The organism is Sporichthya brevicatena (assembly GCF_039525035.1).
Taxonomy (GTDB): Bacteria; Actinomycetota; Actinomycetes; order Sporichthyales; family Sporichthyaceae; genus Sporichthya; species Sporichthya brevicatena.
Map to the genome: position 1 here is coordinate 1 of NZ_BAAAHE010000056.1, position 21,624 is coordinate 21,624.

Sequence of the window (21,624 nt, forward strand, 5' to 3'; positions counted from 1 at the left end):
GCTGGGAGCGGCGTGTGCTCGTTCAGGGGCGATCAACGACCCACGGAAGCGTCAGTGGAGCCATAAAGGGTGACACCCCTTACTGCGCAGTAAGGGGTGTCACCCTTTGTTGACAGAAGCGGCGGTCAGCGGCGGCGGGAGTCGATGACGCCGGTGTCGAAGCCGGCGAGGTGGAGGCCCCCGGCGAAGCGGGCGTGCTCGATCTTCAGGCACCGGTCGGCAACGACCTGGAGCCCCGCCTCGGCGGCGCGGGCCTCGACGGCGGCGTCGGTGAGGCCGAGCTGGAGCCAGAAGGTCTTCGCCCCGACCTTGATGGTGTCGGTCAGGGCCTCGTCGAGCTCGCTCGACCGCCGGAAGACGTCCACCAGGTCGGGGACGACGGGCAGCGCGTCCAGGCTCGGGTACACCGGCCGACCGAGGATCTCGGAGACCGTCGGGTTCACGAAGTAGACCTCGTAGTTCGTGCTCGCCAACAGGTAGGTCGAGACGAAGTAGCTGGCCCGCGCCGGGTTCGCCGAGGCACCGAGGACGGCGACCGAGCGGGTCTCGCGGACGATCCGGGCCCGCTCCCCGATCGAGAGGTTCGCCGCCGGGGTTCCGGTCACGAGGCCACCGCCTTCTGCGCCGCGGCGAGCGCCTGGTCGAGGTCCCACAGGATGTCGTCGACGTCCTCGAGCCCGAGGCTGATGCGCACCAGGTCACCGGGCACCCCCGCCGCCTCCAGCTGATCCTCCGTCAGCTGCCGGTGGGTGGTGCTGCCCGGGTGGATGACGAGCGTCCGGACGTCGCCGATGTTCGCCAGGTGCGAGGCGAGCCGGACGTTCTCGATGAACGCCTCCCCCGCCGCGCGGCCGCCCACGATCCCGAACGAGAACACCGCGCCCGGGCCCTCGGGCAGGTACCGCTGCGCCCGCTCGTGGTGCGGGTGCGACGGCAGCCCGGCGTACCGGACGTAGGACACCCGCGGGTCGGCCTCCAGCCACGCGGCGACGGCGGCGGCGTTGGCGACGTGCGCGGACATCCGCTGCGGCAGCGTCTCGATCCCCTGCAGCAGCAGGAACGCCGCCATCGGGGTCAGGGCCGGGCCGATGTCGCGCAGCTGCTCGGAGCGCACCTGGGTCAGCCAGCCGTAGATGCCGAAGTTGCCGGCCCAGGTCAGGCCGCCGTAGCTCGGGATCGGCTCGGTCATCCGCGGGAAGCGGCCGTTGGCCCAGTCGAAGCGCCCGGACTCCACGATGACGCCACCGAGCGTGGTGCCGTGCCCGCCGAGGAACTTCGTGGCCGAGTGGATGACGACGTCCGCGCCGTGCTCGATCGGCCGGCACAGGTACGGGGTCGCCATCGTCGCGTCGACGATCAGCGGCACCCCGGCGGCGTGCGCCACGTCGGCGAGACCCGCGAGGTCCGCGACCTCACCGGACGGGTTCGACACCACCTCGACGAACAGGCCCTTGGTGGCGTCGGTGATCGCCGCGGCGTAGTCGGCCGGGTCGGTGCCGCGGACGAAGACGGTGTCGACGCCGAAGCGCCGCAGCGTCACGTCCAGCTGGGTCAGCGTCCCGCCGTAGAGCGAGCCGGCCGCGACGAGCTGGTCACCGGCGCCGGCGAGGGCGGCGAACGTCAGGAACTCCGCGGCCTGCCCGCTGGCGGTCGCGATCGCCCCGAGCCCGCCCTCAAGGGAGGCCATCCGCTCCTCGAGCGAGGCGACCGTCGGGTTGGCGATGCGGGAGTAGATGTTCCCGTACTTCTGCAGCGCGAACAGGCTGCCGGCGTCCGCGGTGTCGGAGAAGACGAAGCTCGCCGTCTGGTAGATCGGCACCGCACGGGCGCCCGTGTGCGGGTCCGGGCGCGCGCCGGAGTGGATGGCGCGGGTGCGGAAACCCCAGTCGCGTTCGGCCATGATCCCTCGTCAGACTCGGTCGCCGGGCGGCGTCCGCGTCAGCGTACGTCGCCGCCGCCGGCCCGGTTCGCGAGGCCGAGCGCCACGGTCTCGGCCGCGAGCGCGAAGACCTGGTCGTGCTCGATGAGGAAGCCGTCGTGCCCGTAGGGCGAGGAGATCACCCGCAGGCCTTTCACGGTGCCCGGCGCCGTCGCGATCTGCTCCTGCTGCCACAGCGGGTAGAGCCGGTCGGAGTCGACGCCCGCAACCACCATCGGCACCTCGATCGAGGCCAGCGCGGCCTCGAGCCCGCCCCGGCCGCGCCCGAGGTCCCAGGTGTTCATCGCGTCCGAGAGCGCGACGTAGGTCCCCGGGTCGAACCGCCGAGTCAGCTTGCCCGCCTGGTGGTCGAGGTAGGACTGGACGGCGAACCGCCCCGGCGCGACCGGGGCGAACGGGTCCTCACCGTCCTGCGGGGCGTTCGCGAAGCGGTCCTGCAGCTCTTCCTCGCTGCGGTAGGTCAGGTGCGCGATCCGGCGGGCGATCTCCATGCCCCGCCAGGGCCCACGCTCGGGCGCGGAGTCGTCGAAGTCCCCGCCGTTCCACAGCGGGTCGCCGGTGATCGCGGCGATCTGCGTGGACTGCGTCCCGATCTGGTCGCCGGTCGCCTGCGCCCCGGTGGCGAGGACCAGCGCAGCGCCGACGCGGTCGGGGTGCGCGTACGCCCACTCCAGGGCCCGCATGCCCCCCATCGAGCCGCCGAGCACGGCCGCCCAGCGGGAGATGCCGAGGACGTCCGCGAGCCGGCGTTCGGCCTCGACCTGGTCGGTCACGGTGATCCGCGGGAACCGCGAGCCCAGCCGCCGCCCGTCCGGGCCGCGGGTCGAGGGACCCGTGCTGCCCTGGCACCCGCCGAGGATGTTCGCCGCGACGACGAACACCTCGTCGGTGTCCAGCGGCCGGCCCGGGCCGATCAGGCCGTCCCACCACCCGCCGGTGGGGTGCCCGGGGCCGGGCTCCCCCACCACGTGCGAGTCACCGGTGAGTGCGTGCAGGACGAGGACGGCGTTGGACGCCTGCGCGTCCAACGCCCCCCACGTCTCGTAGGCCAGCGTCACCCCCGGGAGGGAGCCACCCAACGACAGGTCGAGGGGACCGAGATCCGCGAAGAGCCGGTCCCCGACGGGGTCGCCCTCCACCCAATGGGCTGCGAACACTGTGCTCCTGAAACCGCTGTGACGTCCGGCGTCGGGACGTGCTCAGGCGCCCTTGGCCGCGCGGAAGCCGGCCTCGAGGTCCGCCAGGATGTCGTCGATGTGCTCCAGGCCGACGGCGAGGCGCACCAGACCCGGCGTGACACCGGTGGAGAGCTGCTCCTCCGGCGACAGCTGCGAGTGGGTCGTCGACGCCGGGTGGATGACCAGGGACCGGACGTCGCCGATGTTCGCGACGTGGCTGTGCAGCTCGAGCGCGTCGACGAAGCGACGGCCGGCCTCGACGCCACCCGCGATCTCGAAGGCGAGCACGGCGCCGACGCCGCGCGGGGCGTACTTCGCCACGCGGCTGTGCCACGGCGAGGACTTCAGACCCGCGTAGTTGACCGACTCGACCTCGTCCCGCGCCTCGAGCCACTCGGCGACCTTCTGCGCGTTGGCGACGTGGCGCTCCATGCGCAGCGAGAGGGTCTCGATGCCCTGGGAGAGCAGGAAGGCGTTGAACGGCGAGATCGCCGGGCCGACGTCGCGGAGCAGCTGCACCCTGGCCTTGATGACGTACGCCATCGGGCCGACCGCGTCGGTGTAGACGACGCCGTGGTAGCTCGGGTCCGGCGTCGTGAGGCCCGGGAAGCGCTCGCTGTGGGCGGCCCAGTCGAAGCGGCCACCGTCGACGATGACGCCACCGATCGCGGTGCCGTGGCCGCCGAGGTACTTCGTCGCGGAGTGGACGACGATGTCGGCGCCGTGCTCCAGCGGGCGGATCAGGTACGGCGAGGGGATCGTGTTGTCCACGATCAGCGGCAGACCGGCCGCGTGCGCGACCTCGGCGACCGCGGAGATGTCGAGGATGTCGCTGCGCGGGTTCGAAACCGTCTCGGCGAAGAACAGCTTGGTGTTCGGCCGGATGGCGGCCTTCCACGCGTCCAGGTCGTCGGGCTCGACGAAGCTGACCTCCACGCCGAGCTTCGGCAGCGTGTAGTGCAGCAGGTTGTACGTGCCGCCGTAGAGCGCGGCCGAGGACACGATGTGGCTGCCGGCCTCGGCGATGTTGAGGATCGCCAGCGTCTCGGCCGCCTGGCCGCTCGCCACGAGCAGCGCCGCGACGCCGCCTTCGAGCGCGGCGACGCGCTCCTCCACCGCGTTCTGGGTGGGGTTCATGATGCGGGTGTAGATGTTGCCGAACTCGGCGAGACCGAACAGCGCCGCGGCGTGCTCGGTGTCACGGAAGGTGTACGACGTCGTCTGGTAGATCGGCAGGGCCCGTGCGTGCGTCGCCTCATCCGGCGCCTGCCCCACATGGATCTGCTTGGTTTCGAAACTCCAGCTGTCGTTCATCGTCCGTGCGCCTCCAGAAGAAATTCGAGCAAGGTGGTCGAGAAACTACCTGCTCATGCTGTGGAGGTCCGCCCGGAATTGCAAACGGGCGGGGTGAGACGTGTCCTACGCGGACTTCTCGCGGCGCTCGCGCTTGCGCTCGACGTCCCGCGGGACGAGCGTCGGGTTCACGTTCTCCAGGACGACGTCCGCGGTGACGACGACGCGGGCGACGTCGGAGCGCGACGGCACCTCGTACATCACCGAGAGCAGGACCTCTTCCATGATCGCGCGCAGGCCGCGGGCGCCCGTGGCGCGCATGATGGCCTGGTCGGCGATCGCCTCGAGGGCGTCGTCGGTGAACTCCAGCTCGACGTTGTCGAGCTCGAAGAGCTTCTGGTACTGCTTCACGAGCGCGTTGCGCGGCTCCTTGAGGATCTTCACGAGCGCGTCACGGTCGAGGTTCTTGACGCTCGTGATGACCGGGAGCCGGCCGACGAACTCGGGGATCATGCCGAACTTGAGCAGGTCCTCGGGCATGACCTCGCCGAAGGCGTCGGTCTTGTCGAGGTCGGTCCGCGAGTGGAGCGTGGCCGAGAAGCCCATCCCCTTCTTGCCGACGCGACCCTCGATGATCTTCTCCAGCCCGGCGAACGCGCCGCCGACGATGAAGAGCACGTTGGTGGTGTCGATCTGGATGAACTCCTGGTGCGGGTGCTTGCGCCCGCCCTGCGGCGGCACCGAGGCCGTCGTGCCCTCCAGGATCTTCAGCAGGGCCTGCTGCACGCCCTCGCCGGAGACGTCGCGGGTGATCGACGGGTTCTCGCTCTTGCGGGCGATCTTGTCGACCTCGTCGATGTAGATGATCCCGGTCTCGGCCTTCTTGACGTCGTAGTCGGCGGCCTGGATCAGCTTGAGCAGGATGTTCTCGACGTCCTCACCGACGTAGCCGGCCTCGGTCAGCGCGGTGGCGTCGGCGATGGCGAACGGGACGTTCAGCATGCGCGCCAGCGTCTGGGCCAGGTGCGTCTTGCCGCAGCCCGTCGGGCCGATCAGCAGGATGTTGGACTTCGCGAGCTCGACGGCGTCACCGCCGGCGGAGGTCTTGCCGGCCTCGCCCGCCTGGACGCGCTTGTAGTGGTTGTAGACCGCGACGGAGAGCGCCTTCTTCGCGGACTCCTGGCCGACCACGTACTGGTCGAGGAACTCGCAGATCTCCTTGGGCTTGGGCAGCTCGTCCCAGCGCACCTCGGTCGAGTCGGAGAGCTCCTCCTCGATGATCTCGTTGCAGAGATCGATGCACTCGTCGCAGATGTAGACGCCCGGACCCGCGATCAGCTTCTTGACCTGCTTCTGGCTCTTGCCGCAGAACGAGCACTTGAGCAGGTCGCCGCCATCACCGATGCGTGCCACGCGGTCCAGTCTCCTTAAGGCAGGCCAGCAGTTCAGCCGGGTTGCAGGCTTTTGCAGCCGACGATTGACGGTACCTTCCGGGGCCCCGGAGCCACACCACCTTGAGCGGGCGAGTCGGGGCATTCCGCTGTGAGCGGACACCGTCCGCACACCGCGCCGAACATGCCTGCGGGAACTGACCGAATGGTCAGCCGACTGGCCGGCCGTTCGATCAGTTCCCGCAGGTCAGACGTTCGGGAAGCGCGGACGGTGAGGGCGACTCAGCCCTGGCCGTTGACCGCGAGCAGCGAGGTCTTGCGGGACGAGATCACGTCGTCGACGATCCCGTACTCCTTGGCCTGCTGGGCGGTCAGGATCTTGTCGCGCTCGATGTCCTTGCGGACCTCTTCGATGTCCTTGCCGGTGTGCTTGGAGATCATCTCCTCCAACAGGGCCCGCATGCGCAGGACCTCGTTGGCGATGATCTCGACGTCGGACGCCTGGCCGCCGCCGCCCTCGAGGGCCGGCTGGTGGATCAGGATCCGGGCGTTCGGCAGCGCGAGGCGCTTGCCCGGGGTGCCCGCCGCCAGCAGGACCGCCGCGGCCGAGGCCGCCTGGCCCATGCAGATCGTCTGCACGTCCGGCTTGACGAACTGGATCGTGTCGTAGATCGCCGTCAGCGCGGTGAACGAGCCACCGGGCGAGTTGATGTAGATCTGGATGTCGCGGTCCGGGTCCATGGACTCCAGCGTCAGCAGCTGGGCCATGACGTCGTTCGCGGACGCGTCGTCGACCTGCACGCCGAGGAAGATGATGCGCTCCTCGAAGAGCTTCGCGTACGGGTCGTACTCGCGGTAGCCCTGGCTCGTCCGCTCGACGAACCGCGGCAGGACGTAGCGAGCCTGCGGCAGGTGCAGGTTCCCGACGTTGTCGTGGGGGTAGCGGTCGTTCGTCATCAGGCGGTCCCTCCGGAGCCCGTGACGTCCCGGGCGCTGGTCACGACGTGGTCCACGAAGCCGTACTCCTTGGCCTGCTCGGCGGTGAACCACCGGTCGCGGTCGGAGTCCTTCTCGATCTGCTCCAGGGTCTGGCCCGTGTGGAACGCGATCTGCTCGGCCAGGCGCTTCTTGGTGTAGAGCATCTGCTCGGCCTGGATCTTGATGTCCGAGGCGGTACCGCCGAGGCCGCCGAGCGGCTGGTGCATCATGATCCGCGCGTTCGGCAGCGCGTAGCGCTTGCCGGGGGCGCCGGCGCAGAGCAGGAACTGCCCCATGGAGGCGGCGAGACCCATCGCCACGGTGCCGACGTCGGGCTTGACGTACTGCATCGTGTCGTAGATCGCCATGCCGGCCGAGACCGAGCCGCCAGGGCTGTTGATGTACAGCCAGATCTCCTTCTCGGGGTCCTCGGCCGCGAGCAACAGCATCTGCGCGCAGAGCGCGTTCGCCATGTCGTCACGGACCTCGGAACCGAGGAAGATGATGCGCTCGCGGAGCAGGCGCTCGTAGACGCGCTCCCCCAGGCCGCCACCGTTCTCGGCGCCGCGGGCCATCTCGAGCCGGGTCAATCCATATCCGTCGGATGTGGGCACTCGATCCTCACCTGCTTCGTGGGTCGGTCGTTCCGGCGACGATCTTCCTCGTCGCGTCGACGACCCTAATGCCCAGGGTGGCCTCGGCCTTCCCGAATCCGGCCGAGTTCGCTGTCAGCGCAGGGCAGTGCTGGGCGGGCACGCGCGCCCTGCGCCGAGAGCGAACGACGTCAGCTGCCCGGAATGGTCGGGATCGCGATGCTCGCGGCCCCGCCCGCCGGGGCGTCGCCCTCGGTCTCCTCGGCGGCGGCGAGGGTCTCGGCGACCTCGGCCTCGGTGTCGTCACCCTCGTCGTCCGGCCCGACACCGTCGACCAGCAGGTCGGACAGGTCGACCGGGTTGCCGTCGGTGTCGGTGACGACCGCGCTGGTCAGCAGGATCGCGAGCGCCTTGCCGCGGACGGCCTCGGCGACGAGCATCTGCGCCTGGCCGGCCTGGACGATCTGCTGGGCGAACTGGTCGGGGTTCATGCCGGCCGACTGCGCGCGCTCGATGAGGTGACGGGTGATCTCCTCCTGGGTGATCGTCACCTCTTCCTTGCGGGCGATCGCGTCGAGGAGGAACTGGGCGCGCATCGCCTCGGCGGCGCGCTTCTCGACGTCCGCGTCGAACTCCTCCTGCGTCTGGCCCTCGTGCTCGAGGTAGGCCTCGAGGCTCAGGCCCGCCTGGGCGAGCTGGTTGCGGATCGAGTCCTGGCGGAAGTGGACCTCGTTGTGCAGGAAGGCCTCGGGCAGCGGGATCTCGATCTGCTCCAGGAGGGTCTCCAGGACCTTGTCCCGGGCCTGGCCGCCCTGGTTGAGCTTCTTGTTGCGGGCCACCCACTGGGCGGTGTCCGCGCGCAGCTCCTCGGCGGTGTCGAAGGAGCTGGCCATCTGGGCGAACTCGTCGTCGACCTCGGGGAGCTCGCGGACCTTCACCGCGGTGACGGTGACGGTGATGTCGACGACCTCGTCCTTGCGGGGGCCGGCGACGAGCTTGGACTCGAAGGTCTTCTCGTCCCCCGCGGACATGCCGGTGACGGCGTCGTCCAGGCCCTCGACGAGGGTCTTCGAGCCGACGACGTAGGTCAGGCCGGTCGCCTGGGCCTCGTCGATCTTCTCCCCGTCCTTGGTGGCGCCGGACAGGTCGAGGGTCAGGTAGTCGCCGTCCTCGGCGGGGCGCTCGACGGTCGTGAAGGCCGCGAAGCGGGAACGGAGCTGGGTCAGCGCTTCGTCGATGTCCTCGTCGGTGACCTCGGCCGGGTCGACGGTGATCGCGAGGCCCTTGTAGTCGGGCAGCTCGATGGTGGGGCGGACGTCGACCTCGGCGGTGAAGGCGAGCTCGTCGCCGTCCTCGAACTTGGTGACGTCGACCTGCGGCTGACCCAGGACCTCGATCTCGGCGGAGGTGACCGCGTCGGCGTAGAACTGCGGGATGGCGTTGTTGACCGCCTCCTCCAGCACCGCGCCGCGGCCGAACCGCTGGTCGATGATCTGCGGCGGGACCTTGCCCTTGCGGAAGCCCGGGACGTTCACCTGGCCGGCGATCTTCTTGTAGGCCTCATCGAGGCTGGGCTTCAGCTCTTCGAAGGGAACCTCGACGGTGAGCCGGACCCGGGTCGGGTTCAGGGTCTCGACAGCGCTCTTCACGACGTGGTTCTCCTCAAGCTGGACTGCTGGATACGAGTTCTCGGGACGGCCCGGACCGGTGCTCTTGCTGAGCGGGGCGGCCAGGAAGAGGAGCCTCGAACATGTTCGAGTCTCCTCGTCCCGTCCTCCGGTCGGGGCGGGGAGACTCGAACTCCCGATCTCCTGCCCCCAAAGCAGGCGCGCTAGCCACTACGCTACGCCCCGCGGCGTGGCGCGCAGTCTAGTGCCCGCGGCCACAGTCCCAGGTCAGCGAGGGTGGAGGGACCGCCGATGGGGTACACCGCGGCGCCCGAGGGCTGGTGGCAGGACTTCGTGGGCGGGACCCCGGCGCGGACGGCGAAGCTCGCCGTGGTCCGGGCGGACGGATCGCCCCAGGTCGTGCCCGTCTGGACCGCCCTGGACCGCACCGAGGGCCGGGACGAGATCGTCTTCACCACCGGCGCGGACACGGTCAAGGGCAAGGCGATCGCCCGGGACCCCCGCGTCAGCCTGTGCTGGGACGACGAGCGGCCCCCGTTCAACTTCGTCATGGTCCGGGGCACCGCGACCACCAGCGCCGACCTGGACGAGGTCTACCGCTGGGCGGGGATCCTCGGCGCCCGGTACATGGGCGCCGACCGGGAGTCCGAGTACGCCGAGCGCAACGGCGTCCCCGGGGAGCTGGTCGTCCGGGTCCGCGTCGACCACGTCGTCGCGAAGGTGGACGTCGCGAACTGAGCCGTGGGGCCTACCGCTCCGCGCCGAGGATGACGTGCTCGGCCCGGTCCCGGCCGCCGGCCTTGGCGCGGCCGAGGGCGTCGTCGGCGAGGCGGACGAGCGCCTCGACACCCCCGAGCTCGGGCACCGGGACGCCGGCGACCACGCCGAGGCTGATCGTGAGCAGCCCGTCGGGGGCGCCGTCGTGGGCCAGGTCCAGGTCCTCGACCGCGGCCCGGCAGCGTTCGGCCATCAGCTCGGCGCCCTTGGGGTCGGTGTCCGGGAGCAGGATCGCGAAGGTCGCGCCGCCGATCCGGGCGACCACGTCACCGCCGCGGCCGAAGCACTCCTGCAGGGCCGCGGAGACGGCCTTGATCGCGTGCTCGCCGGCGACCGCCCCGCACTCGTCGTTGTAGGAGCCGAAGCGGTCGATGTCGACCGACATGTAGGTCAGCGGCGTGGAGTTGCGGGCGCTGCGGCGGTACTCGCGCTCGAGGAGCTCCTCGAAGTAGCGCCGGTTGTACAGGCCGGTGCCGGGGTCCCGGACCGAGAGAGTGCGCAGCAGGATCATCTCCTCCAGCTGGGCGCGCAGGTCGGCGAAGGCGGCGAGGTCGCCGTCCTCCAGCTGACGGGGCTTGGTGTCGACGACGAACAGCGTCCCGACCGGCTGGCCGTTGGGGGCGCGCACCGTCATCCCCGCGTAGAAGCGGATGTACGGGGCGCCGATGACCATGGGCGAGTCGGCGAACCGGAAGTCGATCATCGCGTCGCGGACGACGAGGACGTCGCCGGCCTCGATGCAGGCGCGGGAGAACGCGTCGCCGACGTCGTCGTTCTCCTCCAGCTCCTCGACCCCGAAGACCGACGGCAGGAACTGCTTCTCCAGGCCGACCAGGGAGAACGCCGCGAGCGGCGCCCCCGTCAGGTGGGACAGCAGGCGCGTGACCCGGTCGAACGAGGCATCCATGTTCAGGATGGCCTCGCCGATCCAGCGCACGGCGTCGAGCCGTGCGTCGTCCGCGATCCGGGCGTGCTCGGGTGTGAACATTGATGGGCCCCCCTCGACTTCTCGCCCCGAGTTGTCGGCGTTTCGAAGGGTGATCTGAAGGGGCCGGACGGAGGATTGCGCCCGCCCCGGCCGGAACCGGGACGAACGGTCACAGCGCGTGATCCCCCGGGCCGTTAGGCTGTCCCCCGCACCACTGCGGGTGTAGCTCAATGGCAGAGCCCCAGCCTTCCAAGCTGGTCATGCGGGTTCGATTCCCGTCACCCGCTCCAGCGTTTTCGCAGGTCAGACGGCGTTTGATCCAGATCTGACCCGTCGTCAAAATTGACCTCTAGGTGCCCTCGTAGACCTGTTTTCGCCGCTCTTTAGGTCATGAATTGGTCACGCCGACGGCCAGCGCTGGACACCCAAACTCCCAGGTCAGACCCATCCCAGGCCACGGACAACCACGGGCCAAGCGGACGCCGCGGGCCGATGGCCATCGGGGGCGCCAGTCACCGGCCGATCCCCGGGGTGTCATCCCGACCGAGCTCTCGAAAGTCGAGAGCGGCGGAACTTCGCCGGACGGAGAGGGCATTGGACTGCTGCCGTTCCCGTATTCGGCGCAGCACGGCCGTGGTGTCATGCCCGGCCGCGGCGATGACGCCGTCGCGCCACTGTTCGCTCTTGGCGGGGGCGAGGTAGCCCTCGATGGGGTCGGCGCGGGGCCGGGCGGCGCGTAGGTCTCGCCGGTTCCCGTCGTACTCGCGGTCGCGGGTGTCGCGCTGGACCTGCCGGCTCAGGTCGTAGATCTCCCGGTCGAGCTGCGCCCGGTCGCGGAAGACCTCGTTGGACGCGTCCTGCCGGGAACTGATCGCGTCGGTGAGAATCTTGCGGCGGCCGCGACGCCAGCCAGGCGTCCGGGCCAACTCGGCCCGCGCTGCGTCCTCGGCCCGGCGATTCTCGAGCGCGGAACGGGCGAGTTCGGAGCGCCGCGCTTCAGCCTGAGCGAGCAACGCCGCGAGGGCGGTGTGCCCGGTTGGCGCCGCCACCATCTCCGTCGCCCCGCTCGCGGCTTCTTCCGCAAGGCGGCGCTGCTCGCGCAGAACGTGGTCGCGGGCCCGCTCGCGGACGGTGTGCGCGGTGTCCTGCGCGCCGGTGCGGGTGAGGGCGTCGCTGAGCACCTCGTGGGCCTGGTGTTGGAGTGAGGACCGGGCCCACCCCTTCACGGACGGCAGGCCGTGATGGTCCTCGGCAGGCGCCGGCCCGGTTACGGCGTCGGGGGTGATGTAGGCGTGGTTCGCAGCCCGGCCGCGCGTGAGGGCGACGTAGAGGTGTTCGCGGTCGATCCCGGGCCGGACCAGCACAAGGCCGACGTCGACAGTGGCGCCTTGGGCGGCGGTGATCGTGCTCGCCCACCCGTACTCGGCGTGGACGGCGACGTAAGCGGCGGGCAGGAAAACCCGGTCTCCGCGCTGGATGTGCTCGACCCGCAGCCCGAAGTCCTCGACGCCGAAGACGCGCCATCGGTCACCGTTGCGGACATACCGGTCGGCAGTCTCGTCCGCGGTGATCAGGGTGCGGTCGTTGCGGCGGGTGCGGAGCAGGTCGCCGCTTTGCCAGTCCCGTTCGCCGATCCGGACCACGGGGCCGTGCACCTCACCGGCGGCCATCGCGGTGTTGCGGGCGCGGAGGTTAAGTGCGTCGACGTCAGCGCGGGTGCGGGCCATCATCAGCACCTCCCGCCCCTGGGCGCGCTCGCCGGCCCAACGGGAGTGGATCGCAGCGATCGCTGCGTCGCCATCGGGACAGGCGTGTAACCGTTCCTGATTCTGATACTCGGTCAGTGATTGGGGGTCGCCGGCACGCAAGGCCAGGGACGCGCCCGCCTCCCACTCGTGGGTGAACCGGTGCACCGTGCCGAGTTCGTGGCCGTGACCGGCCGCGGCCAGCGCGGCGAGCATCCCCCCGGGGCCGTTCACGACCCCGATCTGGGCCGGGTCGCCGACCAGCACCACCTTGGCGGCCCGGCGAGCGGCCGCGGTGATCAGGGCGTCGAGGTCCAGGGTGCTGGCCATTGAGGCCTCATCGACCACCACGACGGTCCGGGCGTCCAGGACGGTACGGGCGCGCTGTTCGGGCAGCAGCAGTCCGAGCCGTTCGTGCTCCAGGCGCCATTTCGCCAGGGTGTCCGCGACCCCACCGGTCGCGGCCGCCAGTTCCGCCGCGGCCCGCGCCGACGGCGCCAGACCGATCACCCGGTACCCGCACGCCTGCCACGCCCGCGTCGCGGCACCCAAGGTCGAGGTCTTCCCCGCCCCCGCCGGCGCGGTCAGCACCGAGAGGAAGTCCCCGCCGGTGGTGAGCTTGAACGCAGCCGACCACTGCCCGCCATCGAGCCCGTCAACGAACCCACCCGCGGTGCCGGCAGAAAGTCCGGCGTCGCCCAAGGCGGCCATCGCGGCTCCGATGCGGGCCTGGCCGTAACCGCCGGCCCGGCCCCGTTCGGCCAGCGACAGCACCCGCGCCTCCGCGGCCAGCACCTGCGCACCGGCCCACCGCGCGTCCGAGGCCCGCGCCGTGACCCCGTGCGGTTGCCGGCCCACGGCGACGGCATCGTCCAGCCCGAGGCCCTGATCGGTGAGGGCCTCCACCGTCCGCAGCACCGCAGCCGCGCCGCGGGCGTCGACCGGGAGCCTCGCGGCGACCTGGGCAACCACATCAGCCCGGGAGAACGTCGAGCGCGTCTCGGCCGCGGCCATGACCGCCGCAGCCGCGGTCCCTGCGTCCGAGCCCGGTCCCGCGTCGCGGGCGCGTCGGTCGGCGGCTGCCCGGACGTCCGCCACGACGGCGGCCGGATCGTGACCGGCACGCCGGGCCTCCGCCACCCAGCGGGTGTGCAGGCTCCCGGGGTCGGGATAGGACTTGCCCGGGCGGGTGGTGAGTACCGCGGTCTTGGTCACCGCGGCCCGCTCCGCGCCCGTCAGCGACCGGTGAAAGGAATTCTCGTACTCGGCGATCTTGGCCGCCGCCTCAGGTTCGATCTGTGCGGTCCTTTTCGACCACAGCTTCATCAAGGCGGCGGGTATTCCCGCTATCTCAGCCTGGCCGTGGGCGTTCGGTTCGGCAAATACGACACTCAAGCGTGCGTGCAATTCACTGCGCAGCGCTGCCTGATAAATCGTCCCCGCCGATTTCTTGTGGTGGTACAGCTCCGTCGCGTCCAACGTCCGCCAGCGTCCGTCCGTGCAGCGGACCTTGTTCACCACCAACGTGTGCGTGTGCAGTTGCGGGTCACCGCAGCGGCTCGTGCGGTGCTCGAACGAGGAAGCAACCAGCCCGGCAGTGCCCACCTGGTCCACGCCATCGGTTCCGCTGCGCGACCAGGAGGCGTGCAGGTCCAGGTAGCTCATGGCCGTCTCGACGGCTGCCCGGTGGGCCGCCCGAACCTCACTCGCCATATCGGGATCTGCCAACGCCCACAGGGAACTGACGGACTTCGGCGCCGAGAACGTCAGGTCGAACCCGGTCACCCCATCGGCCCGCCACGCCCTCCCCAACCTCGCCCCGGTCACCGGGTGCAGCGCCCGCCCGAACAACGCCTCCAACTCCGCCTCGGCCACCGTCGCACCGGCCGTCAGGCCCAGCTCGCCCAGACCGCGACCGGACCACCGACCCGGCGCCTCCCCGGTCCCGATGTAGTAGTCGGTGGCCGCGCAAGCCACCCCAGCGGTGTAGTACCGCCACGACGAGGTCCCGATCTTCGCCGAACTCAACACCGCCCGCGGCCTCCCCATAAACCCCAGCCCGGGCCCCACCGTACATTCAATGAATGCACATGTCTGCTCGATTTCGAGGAGCGCCGTGATAGGGAGCTAGAATAGCGATCGACGCGGGCGGTGAGGGTCAATAGCGGCGAATAGCGGCGAAGAATGTGCTCTGGAGATTTTGCCAGTCCGCGATTCGGGTCCGAGCGCGTTCGAACGCTCAACCAAGCCCCGCACTCGACGTCACCGCGTTTCAGAGAGGACCGGGTTCCCAACCATTGAGCCACCGCGCCGGCGGTGGCGCCTGGACAAGGCATCGGTTGCGCGGCTGACCATCGCGCGGCAGACCGGTCGGTCGAGAGCCGGGCACCCTTCAGCACCTCGCGTCTATCGAATCGGGTTAGCTCGAATGACCTCGGCGCCATTGCTGCTCGCGACGTTCGCGCAGATCACCAGCACCCGAGGATCGGCACCCGATCACGGAGGTCAGGCCGCCGTTGACGGCGGCGTTGAGGCCCATAACGCGGTTTTCCAATACGGACCCCGACACCGCCGACGCGTTCCCGGCCGCGCTGAGCAAGTTGAGGAGGGCGATCATGACGATGACTAGAGCCGACCAATGTGCTCCCGACGGGTGCACACCCGGCAGCCGATGCGTTTGGGGATTGACCTCGTGGATCGCTGACCCAGGCATCTGGTCCGCGTGATGCAGATGCGGACTCCCTAGGCCGCGTGGCGATTGTCCAAACGCGCCGCGCTGAAGGTCGGAACGACTCCATGGGCCCGCGATTCGGCTCGGCGCATCGCCTACTCCCAACCCCGTGGGGCAGCTGGTCTTGTGGACGAGGACGGCGGTGCCGGTCGAAGCGCCGTCTACCGAGGATAGGATGACGTAGTAGGTGTGAACACCACGCCCCACCGCAAGTCGTAGCTGTGGGAGGCCGTCACCCCGACGCTGACCTGCACCGATGTCGCCGTTGAGCCCGACGCCGCTGATCACCGCGGCATCGAGCGCCTTAACGCGGTTTTCAAATGCGGGCCCGGCCGCCGCCGACGCGGTCCCGGCAGTGCCGGTCAAGGTCAGAATGACGGCCAAGAGAAGCAACGAAGCGGCCCACACGCGGCTGCTGGCACCCCGCGCGCCCGCCATGGGGCGATCCTGCCACCGGCGCCTGACCGGCGGCGCTGGAGCGCTGGGCGAAGGAGAATCCGGGCCGCCGCTCAGCTGCTTCTGCGAAATATGAAGCCTGGGAAACTCACGCATGTGACAGTGCGTCAGGTATTGGACCCTCGTCCCACGAAAGCGAAGGTGTCTGCGCCACGAGACTGATGCGCCCAAAGTCCCCGATGAGGCTGTAGCGACTCTCTTCAAACTCGAGGGTGTCTATGGAGCCGTAGTCCTCCTGTCCCGAGGTATCAGTCGCCGCGGGAGCGCCCTGTGCGGTCCAATACAACTCCGAAACTGACGCGAACGACAGGCGGCCCCGCTGGTAGCAGTACTGCTCGCCGGTCCGCGGCGGAGCGTAGTTCGGATGCTGTTCGCGAAGGACCACCTCGAGTTCGACCTCGAGCATCCCCGGCGTGGCGCGGATAGCGAGCACCCAGCTGTCCTCCAGGTAGATGCCGGCAAGCGCAGGAATCTCCCAATACGGCTTCATCGGTTCAGTCCCAAACGATCGGAGTATGGTTTCCTGCGCTCTTGCGAGACACCACGTTGCCGAACGAGTCGAGCGCCTTGAGCGTTGCGCATCTCAACGTGCGGGCCTTCGCTGCCCGGGGTCCGCGCGCTTCCCTGCTTGATCGTGAGACGAGTGATGCCGTTCTCATCGGTGTATTTCACGGGTCCGGTGGCCGTCTGACTCCGCACCCACCCCTGTGCAGCACCGAAGTCCTCAAGCTGCGACCGGGATGCCCGACCACCTGCCGTCATCTGACCGAGCAAGAAATTCGAGTCGTAGGGAACCAACTCTCGACCGACACCCACTGTGCAGTTGTGCACCAAGACCGGTGTAGCCCCGGCGAGCACGTAGTAGGTGTGAACACCACGCCCCTCCGCAAGTCGTAGCTGCGGAAGGCCTTCACCCCGACCCTGACCTGCGGCGATGTCGCGCGCCGGCCCGACGCCGGTGGCCAGCGCGGCGTTGAACGCCTTAACGCGGTTTTCAAATGCGGGCGCGGCCGCGGCCGACGCGGTCCCGGTGGTGCCGATGAAGGTCAGAACGGCGGCTAAGAAGAAAACCAGCAGACGCCACGACCGGGCTCTGCCCTCCGCGGGCAGACGCGCCGACCGGCTCGTGTTCACGGGTCCACTCTGGCGGCGCCGGGGCCGTCACCGGCGCCGGCTTCCGGCCCCAGCTTCTCCTTGGCCCTAGCGAGGAGCTCAACGGCATCGACCTTGCAGCGGTCAATCAACACCTCGAGGTCGGTGCCGCGAGCTTCGACCGAAAGCCCGGATGGTGAGTGAACCGCCTCGACCCGATAGACACCAGCGGACTCTTCATCCGCCCCGAAGGTCCACTCCGGAAGCTCCGGAACATTCAGCCGAGCCATCACCTGATCTCCCGAAGAACGCCACGACGCAGCAGGAGATCCAGACGTACCGGCGCCATGTACTGGGTGCCGAGCCCTAGCTGTCCGAATCCGGGAGCGACCTGCCCGGCCTGAACGGGGAACGGCTTCAGCACTTCGAATGTGCGCAGCGCCTGGCTCGCGGTGCCGGGCGGGAGCGCGCGCATCTCCGGGGGAACGCCTTGCGGAGAGAAGAACTTCGACAGGCCACTCCCCCCGTATCGGTCGATCACCTGCCCCGGTTGGAGGAAGACTTCCTCGGTTTGACCCAAGAACCCATTCCCAGTCGGGTACCAGGTTTCAACCTCGCTGCCCACGGTTTTCGCCGCGCCTACCGGACAGCTCGTGTTGTGCACCAGCACGGGGTTGTTGCCGGCGAGTACGTAGTAGGTGTGAACTACGTCCGGTTGCACGTCGCGATTGATCACTCCGGCCAGACGAGCGTCTCCAACGGGCGCCCTCGGCGGTGGTACCAAGGCCAGCGGCTCCGCCGACGTAAGCGGTCGCAGGATGGGGTCACGTGCCCGTTGGTTGTGTCCTCCAGCCGACGTGCCGTGACGAGGCCCGCGCCTGTCGTCCAACCACTCGGAGCCCGTGCCGTAGACGCCCGTCTGCTCGTGCTGGTCCGCGTCCCCGGAAACGACGGGCCGCGGAGAAATCTTGTCCCGATGCTGCGCTCCGCTGTGCTCACTGACTTCAGCAGAAGCAATGATCCCGGGGGCGGAAGTCTTGCCTCGAATCTCGGCTGTTGACCCAGTCGCCACCGTCGCGCTCGGCGAGCCAACCGACACCATGAGAACGCAGAGGAAGGCGAGCGCACACCACAAACGAGACACCATTGCGCGGCGCCGCGCGGTGGCCACAGAGTCCAGGTTCACCTGCGCGAGCGCTCTTCCACCATGCCGGCGAACTCGGCTAGGTCCAACGCCTCGCAGCGGTTGGGGTCCAGCTCATCCTGAACCGTCACCACTCCCATCTGCGGATCCAGTCGGACGTTGAAAACGTTGAACGTGAGCTCGACTTGGCGGCCAGCGTCGAGTTCTCGACGAAGCACACTCGCCACGTGCTCGTTGAATTCGTTCTGGAAGAACTCCGTTACGACCGTCATCACGGCGCCACCGGATATGCGCTTCGGATGTACCCGTCACGGACCCAGACTTGGATACCTGTGACCGGGTTGCCCGCTTGGTCAGTGCCGATCGTTCGACCGAGGTCGTAACGGATCGAGGCGCCCCCTTGCGTGACATTGCCGTATCTGAGTGCCTCGTCGACGTAGCCCTGGATGCTCCGCGCACCGGTCCCTTGCGCAAATCTGCTCACGTTGTCGAAGCCGGAGCCGAACGCGTGCCGGTAGTTGATGTGCTCGATAGCTGTCATAGGGCCGGTGCCGTGGCCGTACTGGTGCGCGGGTCCCCACGACGCCTCTACCTGGCGCGGACCAGGTAGGGCAAGCGGACAGCTCGCGTTGTGCACGAGGACCGGGGTTTGGCCGGCGAGGATGTAGTAGGTGTGAATTACGTCAGCCGGGGCGTCGTAGTTGCGGTGTTTCTCGGCATACCGTTGCTCGTTGGTCCACTCGTCAGCTGCGCCGCTCTCGGCTGATCCACCGAGCACCGCGGTTTCGCGGTCAAGGTCGAAGGATTGCCGGTCTGCCCAGTCACCCAACGGCACGGACGCGACGAACCGTTCACCGGCGTTTGGCGCGTAGTGCGCCGACGAGGGGACGTAGGTCGCAGGACCCGGGGCCGCGGCCGATCGCTCCAGGGCGGAGATCGGCGCACTGGTCTGGGCGCGCTGGGTATCTAGGTCCACTCGGGCAGCGCAGGTCGTGGCGCTCGCACAGATGGACAGAACCAGGACTAGGAGGAGGCCCACCAGTGCTCGGAGCTGGTCCGACAACTCCGGGCCTGGCCTACGGAGCTTGTTCGCCATCGACGATCTGATCCAACTGGCGTCGAGGATCCCAGCCGTCCGGCGGCGCTTCAATGTCGTGACTATCCCAAGGCATCCCGCGAGACACCCAGGCGTCGCGCCACCGCTCATAGGTGAACCCACGATCATCGTCGGTTACCCCGAATTCGAAGCCACAGGACGGACAAATCTCGTAAGAGCCAGCGCCGGTCCGTGCCGATCGAGGCGGCTCCTTAAGCCCGGGGTAACCGCAGACCGGACACCTGAACGATTCCGCACTCACGGCGCGCTCCCGGGTTGACGCGACCAGTAACCGGGGCTCGTTGGCTTGAAGAACGTGCGTGTTGTACCGGGTGGGTTGAAGGCCCCGAACGTATTGGAGGACGGGTCGTAGACGCGAATGACCCCATCGGCGTCGACCTTCGTCGGCAGGCCCCCCTGGAGACCACGCTGGAAGAACTGGGAAGCCTGACTCGCGTAGTCCTCCGCCGACGTTGCGCCGAAGTCGGCCCCGTGATCGCGGAAATGCCGCGCAAGGGAGTTCGCATTTCCCCAGCTCTCGTCGGTGGGCACGCCCATTGGTCGGGGGCACGCCCCGCCCGTGTTGTGGACGAGTACCGCGGGTCCGGTCGTAGGCCCAGAATCGGATGCGGCGAGGACGTAGTAGGTGTGAACACCATGCCTCTGCGCGAGGTCCTGCTGTGGGAGGGCTTCACCCCGACGCTGACCTGCACTGATGTCGCCGTTGGGCCCGACGCCGGCGATCACCGCGGCGTTGAGCGCCTTAACGCGGTTTTCAAATGCGGGCCTGACCGCCGCCGACGCGGTTGCGGCCGTGCCGGTCAAGGTCAGAACGGCGGCTAAGAAGAAAAACAGCACCCGGCAGGGGCCCGCGGACAGGCGTCGGGACCGGCCGGTGCTCACCGCTCCACTCTGACATCGCCCGGCGTGTGTGGGGATGCCCCAGCGAGGGCGTGTCGGCGCCGGTGGGCTTGGCGGGCGGCCTGCCGGGAGGTTCCCCAGGGCCGCGGCGATCACCGGCCACCCGACCCCGGCCTCGACGAGCTGGTCCACCAGCTCGGCCCGTTCCTCTCTTAGCCGCTGCTCGGCGACCACCAGCTGCGCGAGCCGGCCCAGCCCGACCGCAACCACCAGAGCAGGCGATCCCGGAGCTGACGCTGCCGGTGCCGGATCGGTGGCCCGCCGAGGAGCCGGGACGACGCTCGCAGCAACGGCCTCAACGGCGGCCGGGGCGGACAACGCGTGTTGCCGGGTCCGGGTGGCCGTACGGTTCGGGGTGCGGTGCCTGCGGTTGGCCATGACCGGCAGGGTGCCGGTCGGGTCCGACAACACCGGTTGTCGAGGGCTGCCGACGGAAACGCGACAACGCGTGTTGTCGCCGTTCCAGGCCGGTCGGGATCGGTGCTGGTCAGCGACCTGTCGCGATTGCCGAATAGCGTCCGCGGGGGCGGGTTCTCTGGAAGAGCAAGAAGAGTGGGCGCTCCGAGGTCGTTGCCGAACAAGGTTGCCGAACGAGCCGTCAGGTTCATCACGAGCCAGCCGGTGCCGCCGCCGTTGGTGCCCGTCGGCGGGTGCGCGGGTTGCCGAATACGGCTCTATTCAGGTCAAGAGCGCCGCCCTGCGGGCGGCGCGCCCGGCCGGGCCCTCTGCCTTCGGCCCGGGCCCTGGCCGGGTGGCCGAAACAGGTCCAGGCCCTTGGCCGTCAGGGGGCCGGGTCGGTGGCGGCGGCCCAGCAGAGCGCGGCAGCGGCCGCGTCCAGGGCCTCGCGCAACCGGTGCGCTGCGTTGCCCGCTGTCTCCAGGTGGACCGCGCAGGTCGTGACCGCGGCGACCGGGTCACCGGCGTGCTCGCCGTCGACGACGCGGACCCGGTCGTGCTCGCACTCGGCGTCGAGGAACCCGCCGACCTGCGCCAGGGTCTGCGGCAGCCGGGCCGCGAGGACCGCGAGCGCGCTCAGGACGTCGTAGGCGTCCGAGGGGAACACCAACCCACCGGCGCGCGGGAACGTCGCGTGGCCCAGCGCCCGGATCGCCTCGGCCGCAGTGTTCGCCGACTCGACGGGCCGGGTCATGACCGGTCCGCCGATCCGGGGTGCGCGCGGTTCTTGAGTTGATCTTCTGGTCCAGAAAGAGCAGAAGCAGAAGGAACGTCGTCGTGTCCGCCCCGTCGGTGGCGGGGTCCTCCGGCGGGGTGGGTGGCGGCGTGCACCGCTTGCAAGGTGCGGATGGAGACCTGGGCATAGACCGCGGTGGTCGAGAGGTCGGCGTGGCCGAGCAGGACCTGGACGTGGCGGATGTCCGCTCCGCCCTCGAGCATGCCGGTGGCGCAGGTGTGCCGGAACAGGTGGCAGGCGCCGTCCTTGCCGACCCCGGCGGTCTTGAGATGGCGGCGGACCTGTTCGGTGAGCCAGTCCAGGCGCAACCGGCCGCCGTGCTCGGTCAGGAACAGCGTCCCGTCGTCGGGGTCCGGGGCGAGTTGCGGGCGGCCGGCATCGAGCCAGCGGGCCAGCCAACCCAGGGCCCGCTCCCCGACCGGGACCATGCGGTCCTTGCGGCCCTTGCCCTGCCGGACCAGGAGGGTGGCGCGTTCGGTGTTGAATCGCCCCGGGTTTGATGGAGACTCCGTTAGCTGGTTCCGGTTCCTGCGAGCTGGTTG

At 69.4% G+C, this 21,624-nt stretch carries 21 protein-coding genes and 2 tRNA genes; 2 read left to right on the top strand and 21 right to left on the bottom strand.

Annotated features, from left to right (window positions below):
• Positions 1-125: 125 nt before the first annotated feature.
• The 9 genes from ABD401_RS24135 to ABD401_RS24175 form a co-directional block, all read right to left on the bottom strand.
• The gene (locus ABD401_RS24135) at positions 126-605 is read right to left on the bottom strand and encodes a CoA-binding protein (protein ID WP_344609623.1); all 480 of its coding nucleotides are present in this window, start codon (positions 603-605) and stop codon (positions 126-128) included.
• Positions 602-1,900, bottom strand: a complete 1,299-nt coding sequence (locus ABD401_RS24140) for an O-acetylhomoserine aminocarboxypropyltransferase/cysteine synthase family protein (protein WP_344609625.1) — start codon at positions 1,898-1,900, stop codon at positions 602-604. Before ABD401_RS24140 ends, ABD401_RS24135 begins: the two co-directional genes overlap by 4 nt.
• Before the next feature lie 38 nt (positions 1,901-1,938).
• The gene (gene metX, locus ABD401_RS24145; protein ID WP_344609627.1) at positions 1,939-3,096 is read right to left on the bottom strand and encodes a homoserine O-acetyltransferase MetX; all 1,158 of its coding nucleotides are present in this window, start codon (positions 3,094-3,096) and stop codon (positions 1,939-1,941) included.
• A 42-nt stretch (positions 3,097-3,138) separates the two neighbouring features.
• Positions 3,139-4,431 (bottom strand): bifunctional o-acetylhomoserine/o-acetylserine sulfhydrylase, encoded by a 1,293-nt coding sequence (locus tag ABD401_RS24150; protein WP_344609629.1) that lies wholly within the window; start codon positions 4,429-4,431, stop codon positions 3,139-3,141.
• 105 nt (positions 4,432-4,536) lie between these two features.
• Positions 4,537-5,823 (bottom strand): ATP-dependent Clp protease ATP-binding subunit ClpX, encoded by a 1,287-nt coding sequence (clpX, locus tag ABD401_RS24155; RefSeq protein ID WP_019878003.1) that lies wholly within the window; start codon positions 5,821-5,823, stop codon positions 4,537-4,539.
• 260 nt (positions 5,824-6,083) lie between these two features.
• Positions 6,084-6,758, bottom strand: a complete 675-nt coding sequence (locus ABD401_RS24160) for an ATP-dependent Clp protease proteolytic subunit (protein ID WP_344609633.1) — start codon at positions 6,756-6,758, stop codon at positions 6,084-6,086.
• Positions 6,758-7,354, bottom strand: coding sequence for an ATP-dependent Clp protease proteolytic subunit (locus ABD401_RS24165; protein WP_344609663.1), 597 nt, complete (start codon positions 7,352-7,354; stop codon positions 6,758-6,760). The genes ABD401_RS24160 and ABD401_RS24165 overlap by 1 nt, the downstream gene beginning before the upstream one ends.
• A 209-nt stretch (positions 7,355-7,563) precedes the next feature.
• Entirely contained in the window at positions 7,564-9,021 is a 1,458-nt protein-coding gene (gene tig / locus ABD401_RS24170; RefSeq protein ID WP_344609635.1) for a trigger factor, read from the bottom strand.
• 131 nt (positions 9,022-9,152) lie between these two features.
• Positions 9,153-9,225 (bottom strand) — tRNA-Pro (locus ABD401_RS24175).
• Positions 9,226-9,291: 66 nt separating this feature from the next.
• Here ABD401_RS24175 and ABD401_RS24180 point away from each other — a divergent pair.
• A complete protein-coding gene (locus ABD401_RS24180) occupies positions 9,292-9,738 on the top strand; it encodes a PPOX class F420-dependent oxidoreductase (protein WP_344609637.1) in 447 nt (148 codons plus the stop codon).
• A 10-nt stretch (positions 9,739-9,748) separates the two neighbouring features.
• Here ABD401_RS24180 and ABD401_RS24185 read toward each other — a convergent pair whose 3' ends face one another.
• The gene (locus ABD401_RS24185; protein WP_344609639.1) at positions 9,749-10,765 is read right to left on the bottom strand and encodes a sensor domain-containing diguanylate cyclase; all 1,017 of its coding nucleotides are present in this window, start codon (positions 10,763-10,765) and stop codon (positions 9,749-9,751) included.
• Positions 10,766-10,921: 156 nt separating this feature from the next.
• On the opposite strand from ABD401_RS24185, the gene ABD401_RS24190 reads away from it, so the two are divergent.
• Positions 10,922-10,995: transfer RNA gene (locus ABD401_RS24190), tRNA-Gly, on the top strand.
• 222 nt (positions 10,996-11,217) lie between these two features.
• Here ABD401_RS24190 and mobF read toward each other — a convergent pair.
• The 11 genes from mobF to ABD401_RS24245 form a co-directional block, all read right to left on the bottom strand.
• Positions 11,218-14,481 carry a MobF family relaxase gene (mobF, locus tag ABD401_RS24195; RefSeq protein WP_344609641.1) on the bottom strand — a complete coding sequence of 1,088 codons (3,264 nt, stop codon included), beginning with the start codon at positions 14,479-14,481 and terminating at the stop codon, positions 11,218-11,220.
• Positions 14,482-14,869: 388 nt separating this feature from the next.
• Positions 14,870-15,619: a hypothetical protein gene (locus ABD401_RS24200; protein WP_344609643.1), complete on the bottom strand. Its 750-nt coding sequence runs from the start codon at positions 15,617-15,619 to the stop codon at positions 14,870-14,872.
• Positions 15,620-15,725: 106 nt separating this feature from the next.
• Positions 15,726-16,127 (bottom strand): hypothetical protein, encoded by a 402-nt coding sequence (locus ABD401_RS24205; protein WP_344609645.1) that lies wholly within the window; start codon positions 16,125-16,127, stop codon positions 15,726-15,728.
• Entirely contained in the window at positions 16,124-16,771 is a 648-nt protein-coding gene (locus ABD401_RS24210) for a hypothetical protein (RefSeq protein ID WP_344609647.1), read from the bottom strand. Before ABD401_RS24210 ends, ABD401_RS24205 begins: the two co-directional genes overlap by 4 nt.
• Positions 16,768-17,019: a hypothetical protein gene (locus ABD401_RS24215; protein WP_344609649.1), complete on the bottom strand. Its 252-nt coding sequence runs from the start codon at positions 17,017-17,019 to the stop codon at positions 16,768-16,770. Before ABD401_RS24215 ends, ABD401_RS24210 begins: the two co-directional genes overlap by 4 nt.
• Positions 17,019-17,465 (bottom strand): TNT domain-containing protein, encoded by a 447-nt coding sequence (locus ABD401_RS24220; RefSeq protein WP_344609651.1) that lies wholly within the window; start codon positions 17,463-17,465, stop codon positions 17,019-17,021. The genes ABD401_RS24215 and ABD401_RS24220 overlap by 1 nt, the downstream gene beginning before the upstream one ends.
• 446 nt (positions 17,466-17,911) lie before the next feature.
• Positions 17,912-18,148, bottom strand: coding sequence for a hypothetical protein (locus ABD401_RS24225; protein WP_344609653.1), 237 nt, complete (start codon positions 18,146-18,148; stop codon positions 17,912-17,914).
• Positions 18,145-18,849 (bottom strand): hypothetical protein, encoded by a 705-nt coding sequence (locus ABD401_RS24230; protein ID WP_344609655.1) that lies wholly within the window; start codon positions 18,847-18,849, stop codon positions 18,145-18,147. The genes ABD401_RS24225 and ABD401_RS24230 overlap by 4 nt, the downstream gene beginning before the upstream one ends.
• 378 nt (positions 18,850-19,227) lie before the next feature.
• Positions 19,228-19,872, bottom strand: coding sequence for a hypothetical protein (locus tag ABD401_RS24235; protein ID WP_344609657.1), 645 nt, complete (start codon positions 19,870-19,872; stop codon positions 19,228-19,230).
• Between the two features lie 799 nt (positions 19,873-20,671).
• On the bottom strand, positions 20,672-21,040 hold the full coding sequence (locus tag ABD401_RS24240; RefSeq protein WP_344609659.1) for a hypothetical protein: 369 nt from the start codon (positions 21,038-21,040) through the stop codon (positions 20,672-20,674).
• On the bottom strand, positions 21,037-21,624 hold a 588-nt coding region (locus tag ABD401_RS24245), incomplete at its 5' end, for a tyrosine-type recombinase/integrase (protein WP_344609661.1). The genes ABD401_RS24245 and ABD401_RS24240, both read right to left, overlap by 4 nt.

Coding starts and splice junctions, on each gene's coding strand:
- ABD401_RS24140 (WP_344609625.1), bottom strand. CDS start 1,900: ATGGCCGAACGCGACTGGGGTTTCCGCACCCGCGCCATCCACTCCGGC.
- ABD401_RS24150 (WP_344609629.1), bottom strand. CDS start 4,431: ATGAACGACAGCTGGAGTTTCGAAACCAAGCAGATCCATGTGGGGCAG.
- ABD401_RS24160 (WP_344609633.1), bottom strand. CDS start 6,758: ATGACGAACGACCGCTACCCCCACGACAACGTCGGGAACCTGCACCTG.
- ABD401_RS24165 (WP_344609663.1), bottom strand. CDS start 7,354: ATGGCCCGCGGCGCCGAGAACGGTGGCGGCCTGGGGGAGCGCGTCTAC.
- ABD401_RS24180 (WP_344609637.1), top strand. CDS start 9,292: ATGGGGTACACCGCGGCGCCCGAGGGCTGGTGGCAGGACTTCGTGGGC.
- ABD401_RS24185 (WP_344609639.1), bottom strand. CDS start 10,765: ATGTTCACACCCGAGCACGCCCGGATCGCGGACGACGCACGGCTCGAC.
- ABD401_RS24200 (WP_344609643.1), bottom strand. CDS start 15,619: ATGGCGGGCGCGCGGGGTGCCAGCAGCCGCGTGTGGGCCGCTTCGTTG.
- ABD401_RS24205 (WP_344609645.1), bottom strand. CDS start 16,127: ATGAAGCCGTATTGGGAGATTCCTGCGCTTGCCGGCATCTACCTGGAG.
- ABD401_RS24215 (WP_344609649.1), bottom strand. CDS start 17,019: ATGGCTCGGCTGAATGTTCCGGAGCTTCCGGAGTGGACCTTCGGGGCG.
- ABD401_RS24240 (WP_344609659.1), bottom strand. CDS start 21,040: ATGACCCGGCCCGTCGAGTCGGCGAACACTGCGGCCGAGGCGATCCGG.